The following is a 22,483-nucleotide window of genomic DNA, read 5'->3' as shown; positions in this document are numbered from 1 at the left end:
CGCGGCGCTTGAGTACTTCGTCGCGGTGGCGGAGGAGCGGTCGTTCATCAAGGCGGCGGCACGCCACTATGTCGTACAGCCCGCGATCAGCCGGCAGATCCAGGCCTGGAGAGGGAGCTTGGCGAGCCCTTGTTCGAGAGGCTGACCCGGCAGGTGATCTTCACCTCCGGCATCCCCTGCTGCCGCACGCCCGCGCCTGCCTGGGCGCGCCGAGTCTGCCGTCCTGGAGTTCGCCGACCGTGCCCGACTGCTCAGCGGTTCGCTCGCACCCCCCACCAACCTCACCGTGATCACGCCGGCCGAGCACATCCATCAGCGCGTGTACCAGAGCAGGAGCAGCTGATCTTCGACTCGCCACTCGCCCTGAGGACCGACAGCAGAGGACGGTCTTTCGACGAGCACCCTGGTGTGACGATCCCGTCCGCCGGGGCGGCCGCGTGTCGGTCCAATCGACCACCACCAGGCGAAGTTCGGCGAACAGCCAGACCCCGACCTGTTTCAGCATCTTGTCGAGATACCGGATCGAGGCGACCATTGTGGTCCGCGAACCGTCCTCGGCCTCCGTCAGATGGTGAGCCAGTGCAGCAACTCTCCCCCACGACCGGCGCGCCCTCGCGCCGCCGCCGGCCTCCTTCGCCGGCGGGCTCCCACCGGCCGATCTCCAGCTCTTCAGCGTTCCTCAGGAAGCCCTCAGAGTTCGACCAATGCCGATCTTGTCCTGCCAGGTACCTGCACGGTGTCGCAACCGCACTACGAAAGAGGTAGGTATGCAGTTCGAGGACGTGCGGAGCGACTGGTCGACCGACCCTGGAGGCTTCTGGGAACGCCAGGCGGCCCGGCTCACCTGGGCGCGGACCCCGGATAAAGCCCTGGAGGCCGATGGTTCCGCGTTCTACCGCTGGTTCCCCGGCGGAATGATCAACGCGGCCGAGAACTGTCTGGACGTCCATCTCGCCGCGGGCCGGGGCGAGGACGTCGCGCTCATATTCGACAGCCCGCAGACCGGCGCCAAGGACACCTACTCCTACCGTCGTCTGCATGACGAGGTGGTTGCGTTCGCCGGGGCCCTCGATGACCTCGGACTGGCTGCCGACGAGACTGTCCTGATCTTCATGCCCGCCGTGCCGCAGACCGTCGTGGCCATGCTGGCCTGCGCCCGGCTCGGCCTCACTCACTCGGTCGTCGTCACATCGGTGCCCGTCGCGGTGCTCCGCGACCGCGTCGACGACGCCCGCCCGGCGGTCATCCTCACCGCGTCCGGCGGGTTCGACGGCCCGAACGCCACCGTCTACCAGCCGCTGTTTGAGGCCGCCCTCGCCCAGGCCCACCACCGGCCGCGGCACCTCGTGGTGCTGCAGCGCCCCCAAGCCGGCCGGTGGACGCCGGTACCCGGCCGCGACCTCGACTGGCACGACCTGACCGCCCACTCGACCAAGGCCGGGCCGGCGCCCGTTCCCGTGCCGTCGACGCACCCTCTCTACATGCTGTACACCTCCGGATCGACTTCCCGCCCCAAGGCCGTCACGCGGGACACCGGCGGTTACCTGACCGCGCTGCGCTGGGCCGCCGAGAAGGTGTTCGGCGTGCGTGCGGGCGACGTGTTCTGGACCGACTCCCACCCCGGCTGGGTAATGGGCCACTCGTTCACCGTGTACGGGGCCCTCGTCACCGGGGCAACGACCGTCGTCTACGAAGGGTCTCCGGTCGACACTCCCGACCCGTCGGCGTTCCCGCGGATCATCGCCGAGTACGGCGTCAGCGTGCTGTTCACCACGCCCATGACACTGCGCCGCATCCGCGCGGCGTCCCCGGAGGACCGGCCGTTCGGGTCCGGTGGCTCACCGCTGCGCGCGGTGTTCCTGGCCAGCGAACGGGTCGAGCCGGAGCTCATGGACTGGACCGGCCCGTTCTTCGGCTGCCCCGTCGTCGACAACTGGTGGCAGACCGAGACCGGCTGGCCGATCGCGTCCAACTGCCTGGGCCTTGGCCTGCTGCCGGTCAAGCCCGGCTCCGTGGCCCGGCCGCTGCCCGGCTATCGGGTCGAGATCCTCGACGAGGACGGACGCCCACTCCCGCCCGGAGAGCAGGGCCACGTCACCATCCGGCTTCCGCTGCCGCCCGGCTGCCTGACCACGCTGTGGAACGACGACGAGCGGTTCGCCGAGACCTACCTCAAGAACTTCCCCGGCCACTACGACACCTCCGACGCCGGCCACCTCGACGAGGACGGCTACTTGTGGATCGCGGGCCGCACCGACGACATCATCAACGTCGGCGGCGACAGCCTGTCCGGCCTCGATGTCGAGCACGTCATCGGCGCGCACCCGTCCGTCGAGCGCTGCGCGGTCGTCGCCGCCCCGGACGACTTCTACACCCAGGTCCCGGTCGCCTTCGTTGTCCAGCGCGACGATACCGACCTCGCCCCGCATCACCTGGCCCGTGAACTGCGTGCCCTGGTCGACGAACGGATCGGCGCATGGGCCCGGCTGACCCGCCTGCTCTTCGTACGCGCCCTGACCTACACCCCCTCCAGGAAGATCAAGCGCTCGGACCTGCGCGCCTGGCTGTCCACCGGCACCGGTCTGGACGTCCTCGCCGACATCCGCCTGACCTCGGACGTCATTGCAAAGGTGGTGGGGTGCAGCGCTGTTGAGGGACGGTGATCGCGCGGACCTTCGCCTTCCGGAAGTCTGAACGAGATCCGGGCGGCCGCCTCCCACGGCGATCCGGACCAAGGCCCGAGGCTCGCCCCGGCGCAGCGAGCCCTCGAGCGTCAGTACCGCGTCGTACTGTGCGCTGAACCGTGCATATGCCCTGAAGGTGGGGCCTGGTGCTGCGGCAACGCCGCCGCTCCGCTTCCAGAGGCCCGTCGGACATCGGCGAGGTCTCTGGAGGCGCTTCCCGATCTCGAGGTCGAGTCTCAAGTGAAGCAGGCTGTGGTCAGCTCTAGTCGGACGAATGCTGACCCTTTGCTGACTCTGCTGACGAGTAGCCAGTTTCCTGGAGTCGAGAGGTCTGGTCCCCGGACTCTTCGGCTGCCGCGGGCAGCTCTGGGTGGGCTCTCCTCCGAGGCCGCAGCCGCTGTCGGTCTGTCGTGGAAGCTGGTGTGCGGTGTTGTGGACAGTCAACAAAGTGCAGTGTTGAGGAAGCCGCCATCCGGCAGGATCGCCAGATCCGCGAGCAGATGCGGCACGGGGACGGTGCCGTCCCACCGGCTCGTCGGGAGCGGCCTGTGGGGAGGAGAACCCGCCCGGGACCGCTGACCGGGCGGGTTGGCGCTGCGGCCGTTGACGCACCTGCGCGGGCCGGACTCTGCGCTCGCGCGAGGATGGAGATGTGGGGGATCTGCGAGGCACAGACCTGGCGCACCTCGGCCAGAGTCCAAGAGCTGTCCCACGGCCGGGTTGTGCGCGAGGATGAGGAGCGCGGGTCCGCTGCGCTGAGCTCCTGCCAGGGCCTGCGAGCCTGATCCGCGCCGATTACGGTGGAGGGAAGGGGGTCATCCGTCTCGACTTCGGCTTCAAATGCCGAGACGCCGTCCGAAACGGCATCTGAGCGAAGCCTCGCCAGGGAGGCGCAGCGTATGGCTCACGAGCAGATCCCGGGTATTGATCTCACTGCGCGGCCGAGTGGGGACGGGTGTGTGGAGTGCCTGGCAGGCGATGGACCGGGGTGGTGGTTCCACTTGCGGCGCTGCGCGGCGTGCGGGCACATCGGATGCTGTGACTCCTCGCCCTCGCAGCACGGCACGAAGCATGCCCGGGCGGCCGGGCACGCCTTCCTGACGAGCTTCGAGCCCGGCGAGTCCTGGTTCCGGAACATCGAGACCGAGCAGTACTCCGAGGGTCCGCCACTGACACCGCCCACCTCACGCCCGACGTCGCAGCCGACCCTGGGGCCGCGGGGCAAAGCCCCGGCGGACTGGCAGCTTCACCTGCACTGACCTGGTCCGGGGCTCCGGAGCCAGTGGGTGGGGGAGAACCGGCCGCGTTTGACATGCTTCTAACGGATGGCAGGGTGGTATCCGGGGCCAATGTTGGGAGGCTCGGCATGGCATCCAGTTGGGCACGATGTTCCGCAGTACGGCAACTTCCGCTCAGGCTCACGGTCGGTGCGTTCTTCCTGAACTCCGGGCTCTCGAAACGCGGTGCTGATGAGGCCACCGCCGAGAGGCTGCAGCAGTTCGCCGCCACGACCTACCCGCTCCTGGGCAAGCACGACGCCCAGAAGTTCGTACGGGTGCTCTCCGCCGGGGAGCTCGCCATTGCCACCACCCTGCTCCTGCCGGTCGTTCCTGCCGCTGTCGCCGGGGTTGCGCTGACCGCTTTCTCCGTTGGCACCCTCGGGCTCTACCTGCGTACACCGGGGATGCGGCAGGAAGGCAGCCTGCGCCCGACCGAGCAGGGAACCGTGCTGGCCAAGGATGTCTGGATGCTGGGCATCGGCATCTCCCTCATCGCCGAGGGCCTGAACGAACACCGGTGACGCACCACGAGCACGTCAAGACGAGGTCCAGCAGCAGCCAGACGATGAGGCGACCATCGACAGGCAGCGAGGCCGTCGAGACCAGCAGAACCGCACAGGCGGCGGTCCCGGCCACGAACACCCGGGCGGAGCGGCGGTACTCCGTACTCGTGCCGCGCCCGGCAAGTCCCCAGACCAGGGCCAGGACCGCGAACAGCACCGCGGCGCTGACGGAGTGGGCGAAGCCGCCCGAGCCGCCGGCCTCCGGGATGAACGCGCCCAACGGGACCATGGCGAGAATCTGTACGAGCAGCACTGTCCGGCTCCGGGCGTCCTCGCGGCCGTGTAGTTCGTGGTAGAGGCTGCCGTTGAGCCAGGCGATCCAGATCAGCGCGAACACCGCGGCGAACACCGCGAGCCCGTGCCGGGTCACGTGCTCCGACAGATGATGCGCGGCCTGGCCGACCAGCACGACCACGACCAGGTCGTAGAACAGCTCCAGCGGGCTGACAGCCCGTTCGAGTCAGATGGTGGGCCAGACAGTAGGTTTCCCCTGTCACGCGATCGCCTTCCAGCTCGATCGTGCTCTGCCCGTTGAAGTGCATGGTGGCCGCGTAGGCGTTGAGCGCATCGAAAACCGGCGACAGCGACTTGCGGCCGTGCAACTCCCGCGCGGGCTCTGGGTCCCTCGCATCCATGTACACCACGAAGTGGGTGTCCTCGGTGAACAGGGCATCTGGCCCTTGGCGTCCCGCCGGTCGGCGCAGTGCGCGTAGGCGTCGATCAGTTCGCGGAGGGCGAGCCGGTCGGCGGCCTCCGCTTCGATGACTGACGTACGGATACTCACAGCGACATCTCCTTCACAGACCGCGGCGTCGCCACTGCCCGCCCCTGTTAAAGGTTCCCGCCGGGCAGGTGAACGGTCCTCACCTGATTCTGGTGATTCCCGCCGGCCCACCGCGATCATCGCCCGCCCGACGTTCTCGGTGCTGGTCACGTAGCGAGGTGCCACACGGCCACCGCTCCGGGCCGGACTCCACCGAGGGCAGAGGGAGTCTGTCCATCGGCCGGACGGCAACCGGGCCTCGCAACAGCGAGCGACAGCCGTTCCGTACGATCATCCGCAGCCAGGCGCCCACCGCCGCAGGTTCGGGGACGTCGCCCACCCGGCGAAGCGCGGTCACGGCCGCGTCCCGGCTCATCTTGACTTTGAACTGCGCATCGTCGAGGCGGCGGACGAGTGCCTGCGCCATCAGCGGTTCGGCAGGGACAGCGCGGAGTCCACGACGGCGGCGTACGCTGGGGCCATCTCCCTGTATCTGCGCTGGTGCGGGGAGAGTAGCCGGGCCTGGACCACTGGCGCCCGCCATCTGGGCATGTTCATGGTCTGGCTCGGACACGAGCCGAGGCACCCGACGTCGACACCGGTGTTCACCGGAGCAGGAGCCAAGCGGGTCTGCGGATCCGCGTCGGCTGAATTGATCGACCGCTCGGCGAAAGCAGTCGCGTCCCCCCGAGAAGCACCGGCGGCCGCCTGAAGCGAGTCGGCCGCCGAGTCTGTCCGCACGGCTCTGTCAGACCCCCGCCCCGAGTAGCGGTCTAGCATGAAAAGCAAGGCTTCGTCTCCAGGCCCGGGCCGCAGCAGCTGGGAGGCCGGTATGGCGTTCGACACGACTCGTTTCGAGCAGGCGGACGGCTGCCGTTACATCCCGATCTCCCAGCACGGCCTGATCGGCGATCTCCGTACGACCGCCCTGGTCGGCACGGACGGCACCATCGACTGGTACTGCTGCCCGCGCTTCGATGCGCCCAGCGTCTTCGGGTCCATCCTCGACGCCGACCGGGGCGGGTCGTTCGAGCTGGCCGCCGAGGTCCCGACCCGCACCAGGCAGTTCTACTTCCCCGACACGAACGTGCTGATCACGCGGTTCTTCGCCGCGGACGGGGTGGCGGAGATCCAGGACTTCATGCCCGTGGTCGACGAGTCGCGCGAGGCGGCCCGGCACCGGCTGATCCGGCGGGTGGTCTGCGTCCGCGGAACCCTCCCGTTCAGGGCGCGGATCGCCCCGCGCTTCGGCTACGGCGCCGAAGCGCACACCACGCACCTCGAAGGCCACACGGCGGTGTTCCGCTCCCCGTCACTGACGCTCGCGCTGACCGCCACCGCACCCCTGGAGAGCGACGGCCTGGACGTGTGGTCGTACTTCAAGCTCCTTGAGGGCGAGTCCAACGTGTTCGCCCTCGACCAGATCGGCGACGACGTCCCGGCCCGGTCGTGTCCGCGTGCCGAGGCGCAGGAGCAGGCCGAGGCGACCGTCCGGTTCTGGCGCCACTGGCTGGCCGGTTCGCGCTACCACGGGCGGTGGCGGGAGATGGTGAACCGCTCCGCGCTGGTGCTGAAGCTGCTCACCTACGCGCCGACCGGTGCGATCGTCGCCGCACCGACCACCAGCCTGCCCGAGCAGATCGGCGGCGAGCGCAACTGGGACTACCGGTACGTCTGGGTCCGCGACGCGGCCTTCTGCGTCTACGCGATGCTGCGCCTGGGGTTCACCTCGGAGGCCGAGGCGTTCATGGGGTTCCTCTCCGAGCGGGGCATCCTGCGGGGTACGGGGGAGAGCGGTCCGTTGCAGATCATGTACGGCATCGACGGACGCATCGATCTGCCCGAATATGAGCTTCCGTACCTGGAGGGATACCTCGGCTCCGCACCGGTCCGGGTGGGCAACGCCGCCACCGGCCAGCTCCAGCTGGACATCTACGGTGCGCTGATCGACTCGATCTACCTCTACGACAAGTGGGGGCAGCCGATCAGCAGTGACCGCTGGGACGAGGTCGGTGCCGTGGTGGACTGGCTGTGCGAGCACTGGGACCAGCCCGACGAGGGGGTGTGGGAGACCAGGGCGGGCCGGCGGAACTTCGTGTACTCGCGGCTGATGTGCTGGGTGGCGCTGGAGCGCGCGATGCGCATGGCGAACCGCCGCGGTCTGCCGGCGGACCTGCCCCGCTGGCGGGAGTCCCGGGACGCGATCTACCGGCAGATCATGCGGCGCGGCTGGTCGGCCGAGCGAGGGGCGTTCGTCCGGGGGCTGGACGACCACGTGCTGGACGCCTCGCTGCTGATGATGCCGATGGCCAAGTTCATCTCGCCCACCGACCCCAAGTGGCTCTCCACCCTGGACGCGCTCACCACGGACCTGGTCTCCGACTCGCTGGTATACCGATACGACCCGACCGCCAGTCCGGACGGCCTGCACGGCCCCGAGGGCACCTTCTCGATCTGCTCCTTCTGGTACGTGGAGGCGCTGGCCCGCGCAGGCCGGCTGGAGGAGGCCAGGCTCGCCTTCGAGAAGATGCTCACCTACGGCAACCACCTCGGTCTGTTCGCAGAGGAGATCGGCCCGACCGGGGAACAGCTGGGCAACTTCCCCCAGGCCTTCACCCACCTCTCGCTGATCAGCGCCGCCTTCAACCTCGACCGCGCGCTGGGCTGACGCAGCATCACCACCGGGACGGCGGTCGCGTAAGACTGTCGATCATGTCTTGCGGCTCGAACTGGCCGGCCAGGATTTCCGTGAAACGGGCCCTCACGTCCTCGTCCTCGACCTGTGCCTGCACCTCATCCGCCGCGATCACGGCACCCGACTGGCGAATCAGCGAGCACGTCTGCTGGTCGCCGCGCCTCACCGCGCGGGTGGCCAGGCCCAGTTCGTAGACCTGCCGATGCCCCCCGACCTGGATGACGGACCGGCGCCGGTGTACGGGTGGGCCCTGCACAACCTGCACCAGCCGCTCACCGTCGACCAGTTTGCGCACCAGGCAGGGATGTCGCGTCGTACCCTCATCCGACGCTTTCACGCCGACACCGGGCGACCGCCCATGCGTTGGCTGCTCGACGCAAGGCTCGGCCTCGCACGGGAACTCCTGGAATCGAGCGACCTGACGGTGGAAGCGGTCGCACGGCGCTGCGGCCTGGGCACCCCGGCCAACTTCCGGACCCTGTTCAAAGCCCACGTCGGAATACCGCCCCGCGCGTACCGCGAGACGTTCAACTCGGCCCCGCTGAGAAAGGTTTGATGTCCGGCCGATCGTTGTCGTCAACCACCGTCCAGCCGCCCCCCTGCCCCACCTCGCCTCCGACCTCCTCAAACAGCGCGGAGCCACCTACGTGCAGGCCGCCAGGTCAGAGCCCACATCCGCACGCCCGAACCCAGCCTTCTGCAACAAGGTTCAGGACCCGGGTTCGGCGACGTCGCACGGGTCGGATGTGACGTCGCAGGGGGCAGTGGCCAAGTCCATGTCCCGGACGTCGCAGGCGATCCGGCTGAGCAGGTTCCGGAACGCTTGGCGCTCATTCTCATCGAGTGCCTCAAGGAGCCGGTCTTCGGCTTCCCGTACCTGCCGCTGCAGCTCTTGGAGGGTGCTGACGCCGCGGGCGGTGGCGACGATCTTGCGTTGGCGCCGATCGGCAGGGGTGAGCCGGCGCTCGACCAGGCCGGCCGTGACGAGGTCGTCGATCAGGTAGGTCATCACCGTGCGGTCGATCCCCAGGTACGTGGCCAGGGCCAGCTGATTTTGCTGTTCACCTCGGACGACCACGGCGAGCGTCTGATAGCCGCGGGCACCCTGCGGGACGTCATCGAGGACCGACGCGACGACGGTCCGGTACGCGCGCATCAGAACGAGGAGGGAGAGACCGAAGTCCCCCGTGAAGTCGACACCGTCGACCGGCGTGGTCGGTGTCTTGCTGCCCATAACCGGAATGATACCCGCCCACTCGTTGTTGGACAGATCATCTGTACAGCATGCGATCTATCAGACAACGCACTTCGCGTGACGAAGCGCCGCAGATGAGAAGGCAACCGTCATGCTCAAGATCGGCATCATCCTCGGCAGCACCCGCCCCAACCGCAACGGCGAACAGGTCGCGAAGTGGGTGCTCGACATCGCCTCGCGCCGCGACGACGCCACGTTCGAGCTCATCGACCTCCGCGACCACCCCCTGCCGCACTTCGACGAGCCGATGCCGCCGATGTTCGGCCAGTACCAGAACGAGCACACCAGGCAATGGGCGGCCAAGATCGCCTCGTTTGACGGGTTCGTCATCGTGACACCCGAGTACAACCACGGCATCCCCGGCGTGCTCAAGAACGCCATCGACTACCTCTACGCCGAGTGGAACAACAAGGCGGTCGGCTTCGTGTCCTACGGCGGGGTCGGCGGCGTCCGGGCCGTCGAGCACCTACGCGCCGTCGCCGCCGAGCTCCAGATGGCTGACGTACGCCAGCAGGTCGCACTGTCGATGATCACCGAATTCGAGAACTTCAGGGTCTTCAAGCCCGGAGAGCACAACCTGCCCGCCCTGGACACGATGCTCGACCAGGTCATCGCCTGGAGCGCCGCGCTCGCACCGCTGCGCTCAGCCTCGGCCGTCGCCGCTTGAGCCGCCCGCCGGGCTCTGTTCACCCATTTGCGGCTCACAAGAAGTCCCGCCATGTCCTCGACAGCGACGTCGTGAACGACAGGAGTTCGTCATGAGCGAAGCACTCGACTGGAACGCGAAGACCATCGCGGAGTTCCGCGCGAACGAGGGCAGTGTCGGTGGGGTCTTCGAGGGCGCTCCGCTGGTCCTCGTCCGTCACCGCGGCCGCAAGAGCGGGCAGGAGCACGTCAGCCCGATGATGTACCTCCCGCACGACACCGCGCCGGACATCGTCTACGTCTTCGCAACCAAGGGCGGAGCACCCACCAACCCGGATTGGTACCGCAACCTGACCGCCGCCGGTGAGGGCACCGTCGAACGTGGCACCGAGACCTACCAGGTGACCGTCCGCGAACTGGTCGGCGCCGAACGCGACCGCATCTACGCCGAGCAAGCGCGGCGTTACCCCGGCTTTGCCGAGTACGCACGCCAGACTGCCGGAATCCGCATCATTCCCGTGCTCGAACTCCGGCGGGTGTAGCCCACAACCCTGTCAGCTTCGGAGAGTCGAAGGAGAGAGATCATGCCCAAGGCGGTCAGGTACGACGAGTTCGGCGGGGTCGACGTGTTGCGGGTCGACGAGGTGGAACGCCCGGTGCCCGGGGACGGGCAGGTCCTCGTACGCGTGAAAGCGGCCGGGATCAACCCCAGTGAGGCGGTCATCCGCACGGGGGCGTTGGCGACCTGTTCCCGTCGACGTTCCCGTCCGGGCAGGGCAGCGACCTCGCCGGGGTCATCGAGGAGGTCGGCGCCGGGGTCGCCGGATTCTCGGCCGGCGACGAGGTGATCGGATTCACCCAGAAGCGGGCCTCCCATGCCGAGCTGGTCCTGGTCGAGGCTGGTGACCTCACACGCAAGCCGGAGAAAGTCCCATGGGAGGTGGCCGGCAGCCTGTACGTCGTCGGTGTAACCGCATGGGGGGCGGTGCACGCCGTCCAGCCCAAGGAGGGCGAGACCGTCGTCATCTCCGGAGCCGCCGGGGGAGTCGGCTCGCTCGCCGTCCAGCTCGCGCGCCGTACCGGGGCCACGGTGATCGGCCTGGCGAGCGAGAGCAACCACGCGTGGCTGAAGAGCCACGAGGCGATCCCGGTCGCGTACGGCGAGGGCGTCGCGGACCGCATCAGGGCCGCCGCGCCCAGCGGTGTGGACGCCTTCCTCGACACCTTCGGCGACGGGTACGTCGAGCTGGCCCTCACCCTCGGCGTCGCGACCGATCGGGTCGACACCATCGCCGACTTCGCGGCCGCCGAGAAGCACGGGGTGAAGACAGACGGAGGGGTCGCGGCCGGGCCGGGCGCCAAGGTGCTCGCCGAGCTTGCCGGCCTGATCGCCGACGGACAGCTCGAGGTGCCGATCGCGAACGTCTACCCACTGGCGCAAGTCGGCGAGGCCTACACGGAGCTCGAACGCCGCCACACCCACGGCAAGATCGTCCTCAGGCCCTAGCAACCGTGCGATGGCTCGGGGTGCGGGCGACCTGTCCTTTGAGGTGGCCCGCTTACGTACCCGCCGTCGGGACCACTGGCAGTGGTCGCCGGTGGGCGTAGCGGCTGCGCATGGCGTCGCTGGCCGCAGGGCCCGCTGCGAAGACGTAGGCACGGCTGTCGTCGAGTCGCCGGCCGGTCCTGGCGTCGACGACTACGGGCTGGACCTCCTCGCCGCTTTCCGCGTCGACGAGAATCATGCTGCGTTCGTGCGGCTCCAGCCGGGAATTGCCCCACGCGGCCAGGGCGACGATCACCGGGCGCAGGGAGCGCCCGAGATCGGTCAATACGTACTCGTGGCGGACCGGATTGGTCTGGTAGGGCCGACGCTCCAGCAATCCGTCCGTCACGAGGGTCTTCAGGCGGGCCGTGAGCATGCTCGAGGAGATGCCCAGGTTCTCCTGGAACTGATCGAAGCGGGTGTAGCCGTCGAAGGCGTCGTGGAGGATCAGCAGCGTCCACCATTCACCGACGTGTTCCACCGTCGTGGACAGCGGGCACTCCCGGTCCTCCAGCCTGATGCGGCTCGCCACGGTGACCATCCCCTCGGTTACTGCTAAAGTAGAAGTGAGTAGCTTCTACTTTAGCAGTAACCGAGTGTGGTGCCGAACGTGCGCACCAGGGATCGGAAGACGCCATGACCAGCCCCGTCAACGAATCACTCGAAGGCCGCCGTGCCCTGGTCACCGGCGGCACCAAGGGCACCGGAGCCGCCATCGCCCGACGGCTCGCCGGCGCCGGCGCCGACGTGCTCGTCACCGGCCGCAGTCGCCCCGAGGAAGTCGAGGAAAAGACCTTCATCGCCGCCGACCTCTCGACCGCTGATGGCACCGATCGGGTGATCGTCGAAGTGGAGGCACGCCTGGGAGGTGTCGACGTCCTGGTCCACACCCTCGGCGGCTCCGAGGCGCCGGCCGGCGGATTCGCGGCGCTCGGCGAGGAGGACTGGGCCAAGGAGCTCAACGTGAACCTGCTGGCCGCGGTCCGCTTGGACCGCGGCCTCCTGCCCGGCATGATCACGAGCGGCAGGGGCGTGATCCTGCACGTCACCTCGATCCAGCGCCGCATGCCACTCTGGAACGGCACCCTGGCCTACGCAGCAGCCAAAGCGGCGCTGACCACCTACAGCAAGGGCCTGGCCAACGAGGTCGCCCCGCACGGCGTCCGCGTCAACACCGTCTCACCGGGCTTCATCCAGACCACCGCCGCAGACCACCTGGTCGCCAGGATCGCCCGGGAGGGCGGCGTCACCCGGGAAGCCGCCCTGGACCGGCTCATGGAATCGCTCGGCGGCATTCCCCTCGGCCGCCCCAACCGACCGGAGGAAGTCGCTGAACTCGTCGCCTTCCTCGTCTCCGACCGCGCCTCGGCCATCGTCGGCGCCGAACACGTCATCGACGGCGGCACCACCCCCACCGTCTGAGCCCCCACAGTCACGAGGACCGTCATGCCGAGCCATCAGCCCCACACCATCGCCCCGAGCAACTTGCCCAAGACGATCACCCGCTACCTGCGGGCCCACCACGACGACACCGCGACCGCAGTCGCCGCTTTCACCAGCGACGCCACGGTGACTGACGACGGCAGGACGTACCAGGGCGCCGCTGCAATCGAACAGTGGCTGAACCGCTCCGCCACCGAATTCACCTACACCATCGAACTCACCGAAGCGCAGCAGACCGATCCGACCCACTACGTCGCCACACATCACCTCGAAGGCAACTTCCCCGGAGGCAGTGTCGATCTGCGCTATCAGTTCAGCCTCCGCGACGACTTGATCGAGCGCCTGGTCATCGAGCCCTGACCCGCCTGGGCATGCTCCTTCCGGCCCTCGGAGGCCGCGGCAGCGTCCCGCCCTAACTCAATCAAGACGGTCGGGCACGGTGCCGGCACGGCTGTGCTCGCGGCCAACTCGCGGCTGCTGGACGGCATCGGCGGCCGCTACGTGGTCGACTGCAACGCGGCCGAGGTCCCCGAAATGGGCTATGCCAAGCTCGCGGTGCGCTGCGCGGTCACCCTGGTCGACCAGGAGGCCGGGCGCGGCAGGGGTGTGAGCCGCTGCGCACGCTCGCAAGCTACCGGCGAGCGGAGGCGTGGTGTTCGGCGTGAAGTCCTCTGTGGTGCGGCCGGGGAAGCTGTCTGTCGGCGACGAGGTGGTCGTCCACGAGTGGGGCGACGCCGATGGGTAGGAACCCCTTCTGCGATGAGTTCAGACGTCGCCAGCAGATGAGTGCACATCCCAGGGTGAGGAAGGCTTCGCGGATGTCGTCGCGAACCTCCCAGCGGATCCGCAGACGACAAAACCAGTGCAGGTGGGCGAACGCGCGCTCCACAAACCCGCGTTGGGCGTCAAGTCCCTAGCCGTGCTAGGCCCCGGCGGGCGATCAGCGGCTTCGTACCGAGCCCCCAGACCAGGCGGCGGTACTTGTCGGTCATAGCTGCGGTCGCCCAGCGCCGCGTCCGGGCGGCGCCGGGGCCGGCCTCGCTTGCCCCGCACCGGCGGCACAGCTTCGAGCAGCGGGATGGGCCGGGTGACATCGTTGCGGTTGCCGCCGGTCAGGGCGGCGGCGAGCGGGATGCCAGTGGCGTCGGTGAATCAGATGGTGCTTACTGACGGTTCCACCCCGGTCAACTTTCCCAACGGGCTGAACCGGATCGCGGGCGACTACCTGTTCTCCAACGTCGGACGCACCAACATCCTCATGTACTCCCTCGTCGACCGGCTCTGGCGCAACGCCAAGAAAGCCGCCGGCATCGTCTTCTGTTCCGCCGGCCTGTCCAAGGGCGTACCCGTCACCGACATGGCCGAATGGATCGGCCACCGCGACCCCAACATCACTCACCAGACCTACGCCCACATCATGCCCGACGCCCCAACCGTCTCCGGACCGTGATGGACTCCGTCTTCATGCTCGAGACCGAGCTGAGCCTGCCCCTGTAGTTCGACACACTCGTCGAGGCCGCATGGATCCCTATGGGGACGGCTGAGGCGCCTCACTGCTGCGGATGTTCTGTCGTCCCTCCGGGGTTCCCCAGTACGTCGTCGGCCAGGTCCCGCAGCCCGTGGCGGTCGATGAGCTCGGGAAGGGTGTCCTTGAACGCTTTGAGCAGCAGCTTCATCGCGTAGCGATCTCCGTGACGCGCAGGAAGTTCCGAGGAGAGCGTCTCCAGGCAGTCGAGCAGGGGGTACCACCATTGGCCGCCCAAGCGCAGGCTGCGCGACAGGCGCTGGAACGTCGCGATGTCCACGGTGCCGATGTCCTGCGGATGCCGGTCCAGGTGGTCCAGGAGGAGCATCTCCGGGTCGTTGTAGAGGTTTTCTTTCAAGTAGCGCAGCCGTGCGACGCGTGCCCTGTCCGCACGGTACTGCTCGGCGTCGGCGCGCGCCTGTGCGCTGAGTGTCAGCTGGACGTTCCCCCACAGTTCGGACCCCGGCATGCCGGGGAGCGGAGCGGGACGGCCGAGGTCCGCGTTGACCGCGTCCTCGGCGCCCGTGACCTCTGTCGCTTCCCATCTCTCGGTGACCGTCGTGGCTCGCCGCACGAGCTCGGTGATCACCATGGCCTCCGGCGCGTGGTGGTCCGTACGCCCCAGCGTCCACCCGGCGGAGAACACAGCGGTGAAGCAGACACGCGGAGTGGCACTGCGCACGCTCCGGGGCTCGGTAAAGGTGTGTTCTGTATGCGCGGGTGGACGCCGGCGAAGAAATCGGAAGGTCACGCGGGGTACGTCTCCAGAGTGATGCCGCCAAGATCGGGATCGGCCTCGATCTCGTCCTGCAACCGCGCACCCGCACCGCGACCGTCAGGCCCGCGGAGTTTGTTCAGCTCTTTCACCAGCTGGACGACTGCCATCAGCCCGACTCGGCCGGAGACGGCCTCGTGGACGACGTTCATGACCTGGTCGTGGAGCGCACCGCCGTCGGCGCCGAGCCATCGGGTGATCTCATCGAGGACTCCTGGGTACTGGTCCAGGTCGGTGAGGAGACGGCGCAGCGCAGCAGCGACACCCAACGCCGCGGGCCTGTCGCCTGTCAGGAGCCAGGGGCGGCCCTGTGTGCCGGCCTCGTCGACGGACATGAGGGCCAGCGTGCCCAGGTTCGCAGCCGGTGAGCCCGCGTCTCCGGCCTGGGCGTGCCACTCCGCGACTGCCTTGGCGAATCCACCGGTCAGTCTCCGGTCCGCGGCCACGGCCTTGAACGCGGCCAGGACATCGGCGTCCAGTGCCCGACCCGCGGGGTTGTCGGCGACCCGTCGCAGCCGGGTCACCGCGGGGCCGGGCTGGTCGGCGATCAGCTCACGGCACGCGGCGACCACCAGTCGGAGTGTCTCCTCCGTGGAATGGCCGGCCCAGACGTAGAGCAGCTGACGGGCCCGGCGGCCCAGGTGCTCGTCCCGTGCGGCTCCGACCATGACGGCCGTCGCGACCGATGCCTTGCCCAGGGACGCCGCCTGATCGCGGACCTCTGCCAGCTGCGAGTCGTCCTGGTGGTAGGCGAGGACGCCGAGGATGGCCCGAACGGCGGGGTCGCCGGCCGTTCCGCCGCTGTCCGCACCGCAGGCAATCATCCAGCGGATCAGCCGCTTGTGGAGGGGGTGGTACTGGCCCCAGACGTGGTTGAGCAGGGCCTCGCCGTAGTTCACCGAGGTGAAACGGGCCTGTCCGTACCGCACGTCGGCGCCGATGGAGTTGAAGCGTGTGCGCAGTCCGACGCCGCCGAGGATCTCCCTCAGGTCGGTAGTCTCCTTGTCCTCGGCGCCCTTCTTGCCGTTCGCTGCGTTTGCGCCGGCCAGGATCTCGGCCAGCCGCTCGGCGTCGGCGTGGATCCGGGCGGCCGGCCCGGAGCGGTGGACGGCCAGGGCGAGGGAGAGGCAGCGGTCGTCGAGGTCGAGGGGCCGCACGACATCATGCGCCGTACCGATTGCGCCCTCACCGCTTGCCCCGGGGGCTCCGAAGCGGATGTCGAGGTCCGTTCCCCAGTCCTTCGCCAGTTCCCTGACCTCTGGACGCAGACGGTTCTCGCGCGCTTCGCCGGTGGTTCCGTCCTCGGCAGCGGTACGTGCGTCTGCGGCGGCGAGGTTGATCATTTCGTCGACCAGCCACACGGCACGGACGGGTGTCCAGTCCGCGACACCCTCCTTGACCGCCGGGTCGTCGATGTAGTCCAGCAGGCTCGCATGCCCACGGGCCATCAGGTGTTGCCGCGCCACCAAGTGTGCGCGCGGGTGGGCCGACAGCCTCACGACGGCCAAGCCGTCCGGCACCTGGCCGGCGATGGGGGCCCAGAGCTCCGGCGTGAGGGTGATGACAAGACGGGACTCGATGCCGCCGAGCGTGTCCGCGTGCTTCCGCAGTCCGGTCAGGAACGTCTTGTCGATCCTGTCCCGCTGCGGATCCTGGAAGTCCAGCACATAGGCGCAGTTCGCCTGGGCAGGGAGCTTGCTGGTCAGCGGCCGGTCCCAACTGGCCTCGACCACGTGCAGGTCCACCGCTTCGTCGGTCTCCTCGGCGAGCAGGCGCAGGGAGAAGGTCGTGGCGCCGTGCTGACGAGGGGCGACGAGCAGGACGACAGGCGTGTCGGCGAGTGCCTTGGCCGCATGCTGCCGCACCTCCCGCCACTCCCGGGGCTCCACGTACGAGGCGTCGGAGAGGACACCGGCGCGCGAGACCGGAATGGTCTCCAACAAGTCGGCTGTCCGCACTTCGAGGCGTTGGTGGAAGTGCATGGGACCGCTGGGATTGCTGAAGAGATTGGCGACGGAAGCTATCGGGGGCTGGTGAGGGAGCGTCAGCGCGGCGATGGGCGCGTACGGCTTCACCCGGGGCGCGGGCAGCACCTCCTGCGGCCTGCCCTCCAGGTGCTGGTCGGGCGTCCCGAGCTGGGGGTCAGAATCGGCCTGGGCGGCGGCCGGGAGTTCGTACCCGGGCTGGGGGCGCGGTTCCGCGGGATCCAGCCGTGGTGCGGGAACGTCATCGGGCCCGGCCAAGGGCTCGACGGATGCGGGCTCGTTCACATTTCCTCCTCGGTGCGGGGATACCGGCCGGTCACTGCCCGGTCCCTCTGAAGTCCTGCTGAAATGAGAGGTCGCCTTGGGGCGAGTCGAAGAAGTTGGTCACGGAATTGATGGCGTTCCTGGGCGCTGCGGCAGGCTTTGCCGACGGCTCCGGGGCTCCGGGGCGGTGCTCGGCGTCGGCGCCGGTTGCCGAGGCGTGTGCGGGCGCGCCGAGAGCGGCCGGGCTGCGGCGCGGGACGTGCACCCAGGCGGCCTCGGAGTACTTGTTGCCTACTTGGGCCTGCGTCGGCAGGAAGTCGTGATCGGCGAGCCGCGTGGTGCGCTGGGCACGCACCACGGCCTGGAACACCGCGTCGGAGATCACCAGCGCCACGTAGGACCCGAGTTCCCGAGCCCTGTCCACGGCGTCACGGGCCGCATCGCTGTCGATCAGGCGGCACGCGTCATTGATCGGATCGCCCCGGTAACTGTCGGGCAGCGGCCCGACATGGACGCTCATCCGCACCCGGATCCCTGGCGTGGCTGCGAAGCGTTCCCGGTCGTAGCGGGCCAGGACACCGTCCAGGACCTCCGGCAGCGGATCGACGAGCCGCCACATCCGACGGACCGGCAGGGCCAGGACGCAGCCGTCCCCGGTGTCGCTCCAGTAGGGGCGCTGCTCCCATTCGTACCCGAGCCCGCTCTCGGCGAAGGCCGTGGCGAGCATGTTGTCGAGCGCGTCCCGCATGGCCGGCATCTGGTGGGAGGGGACCTTGCTGTAGCCCTTCATGTCGAAGACGACCAGGGCTTGGAAGTCGGGGAGGTCCCGGGAGTCGTCGAGCGGTAGTACCGCCATGCCTGCACGTCCTTCTCATGATCGGGGCTGGAGGGTGTCTCCGCGTGAAGATGATGGGCAATCGGCAAGCGTGGCGCTGCCCAGGAATGGGCAGCTCAGGTGTGGCGTCGGTCTCACCGTTTCGCGACGACGGCACGTAGCCCTTCACAGCATTCGAGAAGGAGTCCTCCGCCTGGCGCGGTACGGATCCAGCCCGCACTACGCCAGGGGGCGAGTGCCTGCACAACGGAATTGCGGGAGGCGCCGATGAGCTGGGCCAGTTCCTCCTGCGTCAGTCTGATCACGACAGGGCGGTCCGCAGGGCCTTGCGAGGCGATGGCCAAGCGGAGGAGCGCGGATGCCAGGCGGGCGGCCACCGAAGCGGTGGCCAGTTCCTGACGGATCTCCTCGCTCTCCCTGATCCGGCCGACCGCGTGCCGGGCCAGCGCGGGCAGCGCGCCGTATTCGTTGATGAAGGTCTCGAATGTGGGCGCGGGAACGGTGTGCACCCTGCAAGGCTCCGCTGCGATCACCGTGGCGCTTCGGACGCCACCGTCGAGCAGCGAGAGCTCACCCAGCAGTTCACCGGCTCCGCGCACAGCGAGCAGCGTGCGCTGGCCGTGGCCGTCCCGGCGGGTGACGGCGGCGGAGCCCGAACACAGCACCAGGACGTGGGTAGCGGGATCACCCTGGCGAAGGAGCACGCTGCGCGTCTCGCGCTGACGTTCCGGGACCAGGCGCAGGAGGGCGGCCCACATGTCTTCGCCGAGCAACGACCGGTGGGACTGGTACAAGGAGCTCCCCGTCATCTCGTGGGTGGGGGCTGCTGGAGACCCCGGCCTCTGGACCGACGAACTGAGGATATTCAATATGTCCAGGTGTCGACAGCGATGTCGACGAGAACGGCCGTGGCAGCCAGCCCTGCTGCGGCCAGCGCGACTTGCGTCCAGACCGCTGCCTTACGCAGCACCTTGAACTTCGCCCGGGCGAGAGCCGACAACTCCGTCGCTCGCCGGCTGTCGGCGCGGGCCAGTTCCAGACGGGTCAGTCCGGCCACGGCGGTCAGCACCTGTTCGGCGGTAGCATCCGCGCAGTCGAGATAGCAGACGGGGCGTTGCTGCTCGCCGGTCCGGAGGGACGGGCGTACAGCAGCCATGGACAGTCCCATGGACAGCAAGAAGCATCCACCCGCACACCACAAGGCGATCACAGCGCACGCGGGCAGCCCCTGTGCCGTTGCGGATATCACCGCAATGACGGCACCCAGACCGCCACCAGCGGCCGCACAGAGCGTCGCGGCTTTGACGTCACCACGCTGCAACTCGGCAAAGGCGTCGACCGCCAGGCCGCGCAAGTACGCCGCGGAGGTGTCGTCCAACTCCTCTGCTGTGGGGGGAGGTACAGATACAGGCCGACGGATTCCTGTGACGAAGCCCGCCCTTGAAGGGAGCATGATGCCTCCAGACTCCTGCCGGGAATTCCGGCACGCGAGGCGTCAAGCTTGACCAAATCCGCGGCGGGGCGCTGCCTACTGCTGGGCAGATGGCATGAGATGTGGCGCACGTTGGAGGGCTTGTGCAGGAGCGCGCTCTGGGGCAGCAGTGGCTCAATCTGCCCCCACGACTCATTTGTCGTCCTGGCTACTGAAGGTGGAGAGGATCGGCAGCTCGACCCGCTCCGACGCGCTGCGGTAGCCCCCAGGTCGATGGGTGCGGTCGCCCTGGTCGGCGAAGCGGGGCCGATCGGGCCGGCGTCGGTACGGCCGCGGCGACGGCGATGCGCTGGGATCCTGGGTGCGGGGGCTTGAAGCTGCCGCAGCGGAAGCTCCTACCGTCCTGACCAGGGCCGGAAAGACCGGCCCGGTGAAGCACTCGTGAGGGGAGGCGGCGATGGCCTGGCCGACTGGGGAGGTCGCCCGGATGTCGGGTGTGACGGCTCGGACACTGCGGCACTACGACGAGATCGGTCTGCTGCCGCCCGCCTGGATCGGCACCAACGGCCACCGCTACTACGAGGAAGGCGAGCTGCTGCGACTGCAGCAGATCCTCGTATTGCGGGCGCTGGGCCTGGGGCTGCCCGAGATCGGCAAGGTTCTGGCCTCGCAGGTCGACGAGGTGGAGGCCCTGCGGGGACACCACCGTCGCCTGCTCGCCGAGCGCGACCGGCTCGACGCCCTGGCCGGCACCGTCGCCCGCACGATCACCGAACTGGAGCATTCCAGGAGGGACGGCAGCCCCATGACCATCAACCGGCCGGAGAACCTCTTCGAGGGGATCGAGCCCGCCCAGTACCGGGAGAGCCTGCAAGACTTCCCGGAGCTGGCCGGGGCGATCGACCGGCACACCGCGACGATGAGCGAGGCCCGGGTCGAGGCCGGACACCGCGAGCGCACGGCCCAGATGATCCGGCTGGCCGAGCTGATGGCCGCAGGTACCCCGGCCGACGCCGAACCGGTGCAGGCCGAGGTCGACGCCCAGTACCAGGCGCTCGCCGGGCTCCGCGCCGTATCCGCCGAGGAGTACCGCGCGATTGGGCGTTCCTGCGTGGAGAACGAGCCGTGGCGCGCGGCCTACGAGACGATCGCGCCGGGCCTGGCCGCCTACCAGCGGGACGCCATCGCGGCGTACGCCACGAACCGGCTGAGCTGAGGGAATCGGGCCGCCGCCACGGGAACGGCCCGCGGCGGCGGCCCTGCGCCTACGTCGCCCACCGGCGCCTGCGGAACTTCGCCTGTGTGTGGTGAACACCCGCCGGGATGCGATCGTGATGTACCTCGAGGCCGGTCCGGACGAGTTCGAACTCGTCGACGGCTTCAGACGCGACGTCCGCGGGATCGGTCACCACGGTACCGGCGACCTGGAGGTCCGCCTGCGCTCCGGGACGGATCTGGAGCGGGCAGGCGAGATGATCCGCAGGAGCTACGAGGTGGCGTAGGAGGAGCGGGTGGCCTCAAGCCCCCGAGTTGCCACACCTGGATTCTGTCTGTCCGATCACAATCGGAGCAGCCGCGGTGGTGGCGCGAACGGACAACACTGCATGGGTTGCAGCTTCGGCGTCGATGGCGGCGGCCTTTCGGCGCCACCAGCGGCCAGGACAGCAAGTGGACCAGCACGATCGGCAATTACATCCAGGCCGCCGAGATCGTGACCCTGCAGGAGGCAGGTCCGACGCCGCCCGGCAGGTTCCAGGGCACCATCCCCGTTCCGGGACTGCCGCAGGTCGGCCGGGCGGGATACATCCAGCACCACCGCTGGGTGTACAGGTTCGCGGACTACGAGGTCTACTTCCTGCAGACCGACCGCATGGGCGGGCGCTACGAGGGCGGCCGCAGCAACGTCGCCGTCGTCACGCATCGCACACCGGACGAGGTGACCGCCGTGCCCAGCCCGATCGCCGACGGGCGAGCCGCGCTCGGGGTGCGGTTCGACGACGACCAGCCCCGCCACATCGAGAACATGCAGAGCGGCGGGACGCTGGAGGCCCTGGGTGGGGGCATGCTCAACGGCATGCCCGCCTGCCCTCACCAACCAGTGCAACGGAGGGTTCGCCCAGCGCTGGGACCTCGAATTCAACGGGACCGAAGCCGTCCGCATCCGGCTCCCCAAGGGCAGGTGCCTCAGCAGCCTGCTGGACCGCCGGGGCCACGGCAAGCCCCTCATGTTCGACTGCGGAACGAGCAGCCTCCAACGCTGGCGGCTGCTCTCGTTCGGCAACGAGCAGTACCAGATCCGCGGCCGGATGCTGGTCGGCGAACCCCGCGGGCTCGGCGGCACCCGCGTGTGCGCCCACCCGCACCGCACCAAGCCCACGTCCAACGAGGAGAAGTGGATCCCCGAATGGGTCGGCGCCGAGCGGCTGCGCATGCGCGACGCGGCGACCGGCCTCTGCATCGAGACGGACGCGAACGTCCCGAACGACGGGTTGCTCGGCCTCGACCTGCGGGCCTGCCACGGCTCCCGCGCCCAGACCTGGCACGTGGAGCCGGCCGCCGAGAGCACCTTCCGGCTCCGCAGCGACCAGCGCGTCCTCGGCACTGAGCCTTGCCTGGACCTGGACCAGCTGGCCGCCAACACCGGTTCGGACATCGTCAACGTCAATCAGTGCGAACGCGGCCGCGCCTCCCAGCGCTGGTTCTTCGCCTCCTTCGACGCCTCCGCCGGACCCGACGTGACGGGGGAGTGATACCCGCAGTGCACCACTGATGCGTGGCGGCCAGTGGGGCCGC

22 protein-coding genes and 5 pseudogenes are annotated in these 22,483 nt (G+C 68.9%); 17 read left to right on the top strand and 10 right to left on the bottom strand.

All coding sequences use genetic code 11. The features are described from left to right. Positions 1 to 16 precede the first annotated feature (16 nt). The 4 genes and pseudogenes from FHS38_RS36360 to FHS38_RS17435 all read left to right on the top strand — a co-directional run. Positions 17 to 145 (top strand): annotated as a pseudogene (locus FHS38_RS36360) (helix-turn-helix domain-containing protein); the annotation flags it as partial. Between the two features lie 622 nt (positions 146 to 767). Then, the gene (locus FHS38_RS17445; RefSeq protein ID WP_184734483.1) at positions 768 to 2,663 is read left to right on the top strand and encodes an AMP-binding protein; all 1,896 of its coding nucleotides are present in this window, start codon (positions 768 to 770) and stop codon (positions 2,661 to 2,663) included. A gap of 920 nt (positions 2,664 to 3,583) precedes the next feature. Further along, complete coding sequence (locus FHS38_RS17440; protein WP_184734482.1) at positions 3,584 to 3,943, top strand: UBP-type zinc finger domain-containing protein; 360 nt, start codon at positions 3,584 to 3,586, stop codon at positions 3,941 to 3,943. A 107-nt stretch (positions 3,944 to 4,050) separates the two neighbouring features. Beyond that, positions 4,051 to 4,485, top strand: a complete 435-nt coding sequence (locus FHS38_RS17435; RefSeq protein WP_184734481.1) for a hypothetical protein — start codon at positions 4,051 to 4,053, stop codon at positions 4,483 to 4,485. Here FHS38_RS17435 and FHS38_RS17430 read toward each other — a convergent pair. Next, positions 4,454 to 4,966: a low temperature requirement protein A gene (locus tag FHS38_RS17430; RefSeq protein WP_184734517.1), complete on the bottom strand. Its 513-nt coding sequence runs from the start codon at positions 4,964 to 4,966 to the stop codon at positions 4,454 to 4,456. The two genes, FHS38_RS17435 and FHS38_RS17430, sit on opposite strands and share 32 nt — an antisense overlap. A 73-nt stretch (positions 4,967 to 5,039) precedes the next feature. Beyond that, a pseudogene (locus FHS38_RS35435) lies at positions 5,040 to 5,162 on the bottom strand (nuclear transport factor 2 family protein); the annotation flags it as partial. Positions 5,163 to 6,122: 960 nt separating this feature from the next. On the opposite strand from FHS38_RS35435, the gene FHS38_RS17420 reads away from it, so the two are divergent. Both FHS38_RS17420 and FHS38_RS17415 read left to right on the top strand, forming a co-directional pair. Then, positions 6,123 to 7,958: a glycoside hydrolase family 15 protein gene (locus tag FHS38_RS17420; protein WP_184734480.1), complete on the top strand. Its 1,836-nt coding sequence runs from the start codon at positions 6,123 to 6,125 to the stop codon at positions 7,956 to 7,958. Between the two features lie 49 nt (positions 7,959 to 8,007). Beyond that, positions 8,008 to 8,541, top strand: a complete 534-nt coding sequence (locus tag FHS38_RS17415; RefSeq protein ID WP_184734479.1) for a GlxA family transcriptional regulator — start codon at positions 8,008 to 8,010, stop codon at positions 8,539 to 8,541. A gap of 153 nt (positions 8,542 to 8,694) precedes the next feature. Here the strand turns inward: FHS38_RS17415 and FHS38_RS17410 are convergent, their stop codons facing one another. Next, a complete protein-coding gene (locus tag FHS38_RS17410; protein ID WP_184734478.1) occupies positions 8,695 to 9,219 on the bottom strand; it encodes a MarR family winged helix-turn-helix transcriptional regulator in 525 nt (174 codons plus the stop codon). 112 nt (positions 9,220 to 9,331) lie between these two features. Between FHS38_RS17410 and FHS38_RS17405 the strand changes: the two genes are divergently transcribed. The 4 genes and pseudogenes from FHS38_RS17405 to FHS38_RS17395 all read left to right on the top strand — a co-directional run bounded on the left by FHS38_RS17405 (position 9,332) and on the right by FHS38_RS17395 (position 11,392). Next, positions 9,332 to 9,907, top strand: a complete 576-nt coding sequence (locus FHS38_RS17405) for an NADPH-dependent FMN reductase (protein WP_184734477.1) — start codon at positions 9,332 to 9,334, stop codon at positions 9,905 to 9,907. 91 nt (positions 9,908 to 9,998) lie between these two features. After that, the gene (locus FHS38_RS17400; protein WP_184734476.1) at positions 9,999 to 10,427 is read left to right on the top strand and encodes a nitroreductase family deazaflavin-dependent oxidoreductase; all 429 of its coding nucleotides are present in this window, start codon (positions 9,999 to 10,001) and stop codon (positions 10,425 to 10,427) included. Between the two features lie 203 nt (positions 10,428 to 10,630). Beyond that, positions 10,631 to 10,690, top strand: a pseudogene (locus tag FHS38_RS36355) (hypothetical protein); the annotation flags it as partial. 39 nt (positions 10,691 to 10,729) lie between these two features. After that, positions 10,730 to 11,392 carry an NADP-dependent oxidoreductase gene (locus FHS38_RS17395; protein ID WP_308433506.1) on the top strand — a complete coding sequence of 221 codons (663 nt, stop codon included), beginning with the start codon at positions 10,730 to 10,732 and terminating at the stop codon, positions 11,390 to 11,392. A gap of 52 nt (positions 11,393 to 11,444) precedes the next feature. On the opposite strand, the gene FHS38_RS17390 is transcribed toward FHS38_RS17395, so the two are convergent. Beyond that, a complete protein-coding gene (locus FHS38_RS17390) occupies positions 11,445 to 11,963 on the bottom strand; it encodes a winged helix-turn-helix transcriptional regulator (RefSeq protein ID WP_513824523.1) in 519 nt (172 codons plus the stop codon). Between the two features lie 104 nt (positions 11,964 to 12,067). Between FHS38_RS17390 and FHS38_RS17385 the strand changes: the two genes are divergently transcribed. The 3 genes and pseudogenes from FHS38_RS17385 to FHS38_RS35430 form a co-directional block, all read left to right on the top strand. After that, positions 12,068 to 12,853 (top strand): SDR family oxidoreductase, encoded by a 786-nt coding sequence (locus tag FHS38_RS17385; protein WP_184734474.1) that lies wholly within the window; start codon positions 12,068 to 12,070, stop codon positions 12,851 to 12,853. 63 nt (positions 12,854 to 12,916) lie between these two features. Beyond that, positions 12,917 to 13,234 (top strand): nuclear transport factor 2-like protein, encoded by a 318-nt coding sequence (locus FHS38_RS17380; RefSeq protein ID WP_308433505.1) that lies wholly within the window; start codon positions 12,917 to 12,919, stop codon positions 13,232 to 13,234. Positions 13,235 to 13,405: 171 nt separating this feature from the next. Then, positions 13,406 to 13,619 (top strand): annotated as a pseudogene (locus tag FHS38_RS35430) (MOSC domain-containing protein); the annotation flags it as partial. Positions 13,620 to 13,634: 15 nt separating this feature from the next. Here the strand turns inward: FHS38_RS35430 and FHS38_RS35425 are convergent. After that, positions 13,635 to 14,087: pseudogene (locus tag FHS38_RS35425) on the bottom strand (transposase); the annotation flags it as partial. Between FHS38_RS35425 and FHS38_RS17375 the strand changes: the two are divergent. Beyond that, on the top strand, positions 14,031 to 14,324 hold the full coding sequence (locus tag FHS38_RS17375; RefSeq protein ID WP_184734472.1) for a site-specific integrase: 294 nt from the start codon (positions 14,031 to 14,033) through the stop codon (positions 14,322 to 14,324). The pseudogene FHS38_RS35425 and the gene FHS38_RS17375 overlap by 57 nt on opposite strands. 100 nt (positions 14,325 to 14,424) lie before the next feature. Here FHS38_RS17375 and FHS38_RS17370 read toward each other — a convergent pair whose 3' ends face one another. The 5 genes from FHS38_RS17370 to FHS38_RS17350 all read right to left on the bottom strand — a co-directional run bounded on the left by FHS38_RS17370 (position 14,425) and on the right by FHS38_RS17350 (position 19,636). Continuing rightward, a complete protein-coding gene (locus FHS38_RS17370) occupies positions 14,425 to 15,081 on the bottom strand; it encodes a hypothetical protein (protein WP_184734471.1) in 657 nt (218 codons plus the stop codon). 65 nt (positions 15,082 to 15,146) lie between these two features. Next, positions 15,147 to 17,444: a hypothetical protein gene (locus FHS38_RS17365; protein ID WP_184734470.1), complete on the bottom strand. Its 2,298-nt coding sequence runs from the start codon at positions 17,442 to 17,444 to the stop codon at positions 15,147 to 15,149. Between the two features lie 31 nt (positions 17,445 to 17,475). Beyond that, positions 17,476 to 18,279: a hypothetical protein gene (locus FHS38_RS17360; protein ID WP_184734469.1), complete on the bottom strand. Its 804-nt coding sequence runs from the start codon at positions 18,277 to 18,279 to the stop codon at positions 17,476 to 17,478. A 113-nt stretch (positions 18,280 to 18,392) separates the two neighbouring features. Then, a complete protein-coding gene (locus FHS38_RS17355; protein WP_229822007.1) occupies positions 18,393 to 19,031 on the bottom strand; it encodes a Crp/Fnr family transcriptional regulator in 639 nt (212 codons plus the stop codon). Between the two features lie 92 nt (positions 19,032 to 19,123). Next, entirely contained in the window at positions 19,124 to 19,636 is a 513-nt protein-coding gene (locus FHS38_RS17350) for a Pycsar system effector family protein (protein WP_184734467.1), read from the bottom strand. 511 nt (positions 19,637 to 20,147) lie between these two features. On the opposite strand from FHS38_RS17350, the gene FHS38_RS17345 reads away from it, so the two are divergent. From FHS38_RS17345 to FHS38_RS36095, 3 genes are all read left to right on the top strand, one after another. Further along, the gene (locus tag FHS38_RS17345) at positions 20,148 to 20,906 is read left to right on the top strand and encodes a MerR family transcriptional regulator (RefSeq protein ID WP_184734466.1); all 759 of its coding nucleotides are present in this window, start codon (positions 20,148 to 20,150) and stop codon (positions 20,904 to 20,906) included. 91 nt (positions 20,907 to 20,997) lie between these two features. Further along, positions 20,998 to 21,192: a hypothetical protein gene (locus FHS38_RS17340; RefSeq protein WP_184734465.1), complete on the top strand. Its 195-nt coding sequence runs from the start codon at positions 20,998 to 21,000 to the stop codon at positions 21,190 to 21,192. 552 nt (positions 21,193 to 21,744) lie between these two features. Beyond that, the gene (locus tag FHS38_RS36095; RefSeq protein ID WP_184734464.1) at positions 21,745 to 22,440 is read left to right on the top strand and encodes an RICIN domain-containing protein; all 696 of its coding nucleotides are present in this window, start codon (positions 21,745 to 21,747) and stop codon (positions 22,438 to 22,440) included. The last annotated feature ends 43 nt before the right edge of the window (positions 22,441 to 22,483 follow it).

Origin of the sequence: Streptomyces netropsis (assembly GCF_014203545.1) — a bacterium.
GTDB lineage: Bacteria > Actinomycetota > Actinomycetes > Streptomycetales > Streptomycetaceae > Streptomyces > Streptomyces netropsis.
The sequence above is the reverse complement of the archived record's forward strand: the minus strand, read 5'-3'. Positions and strand labels throughout refer to the sequence as shown.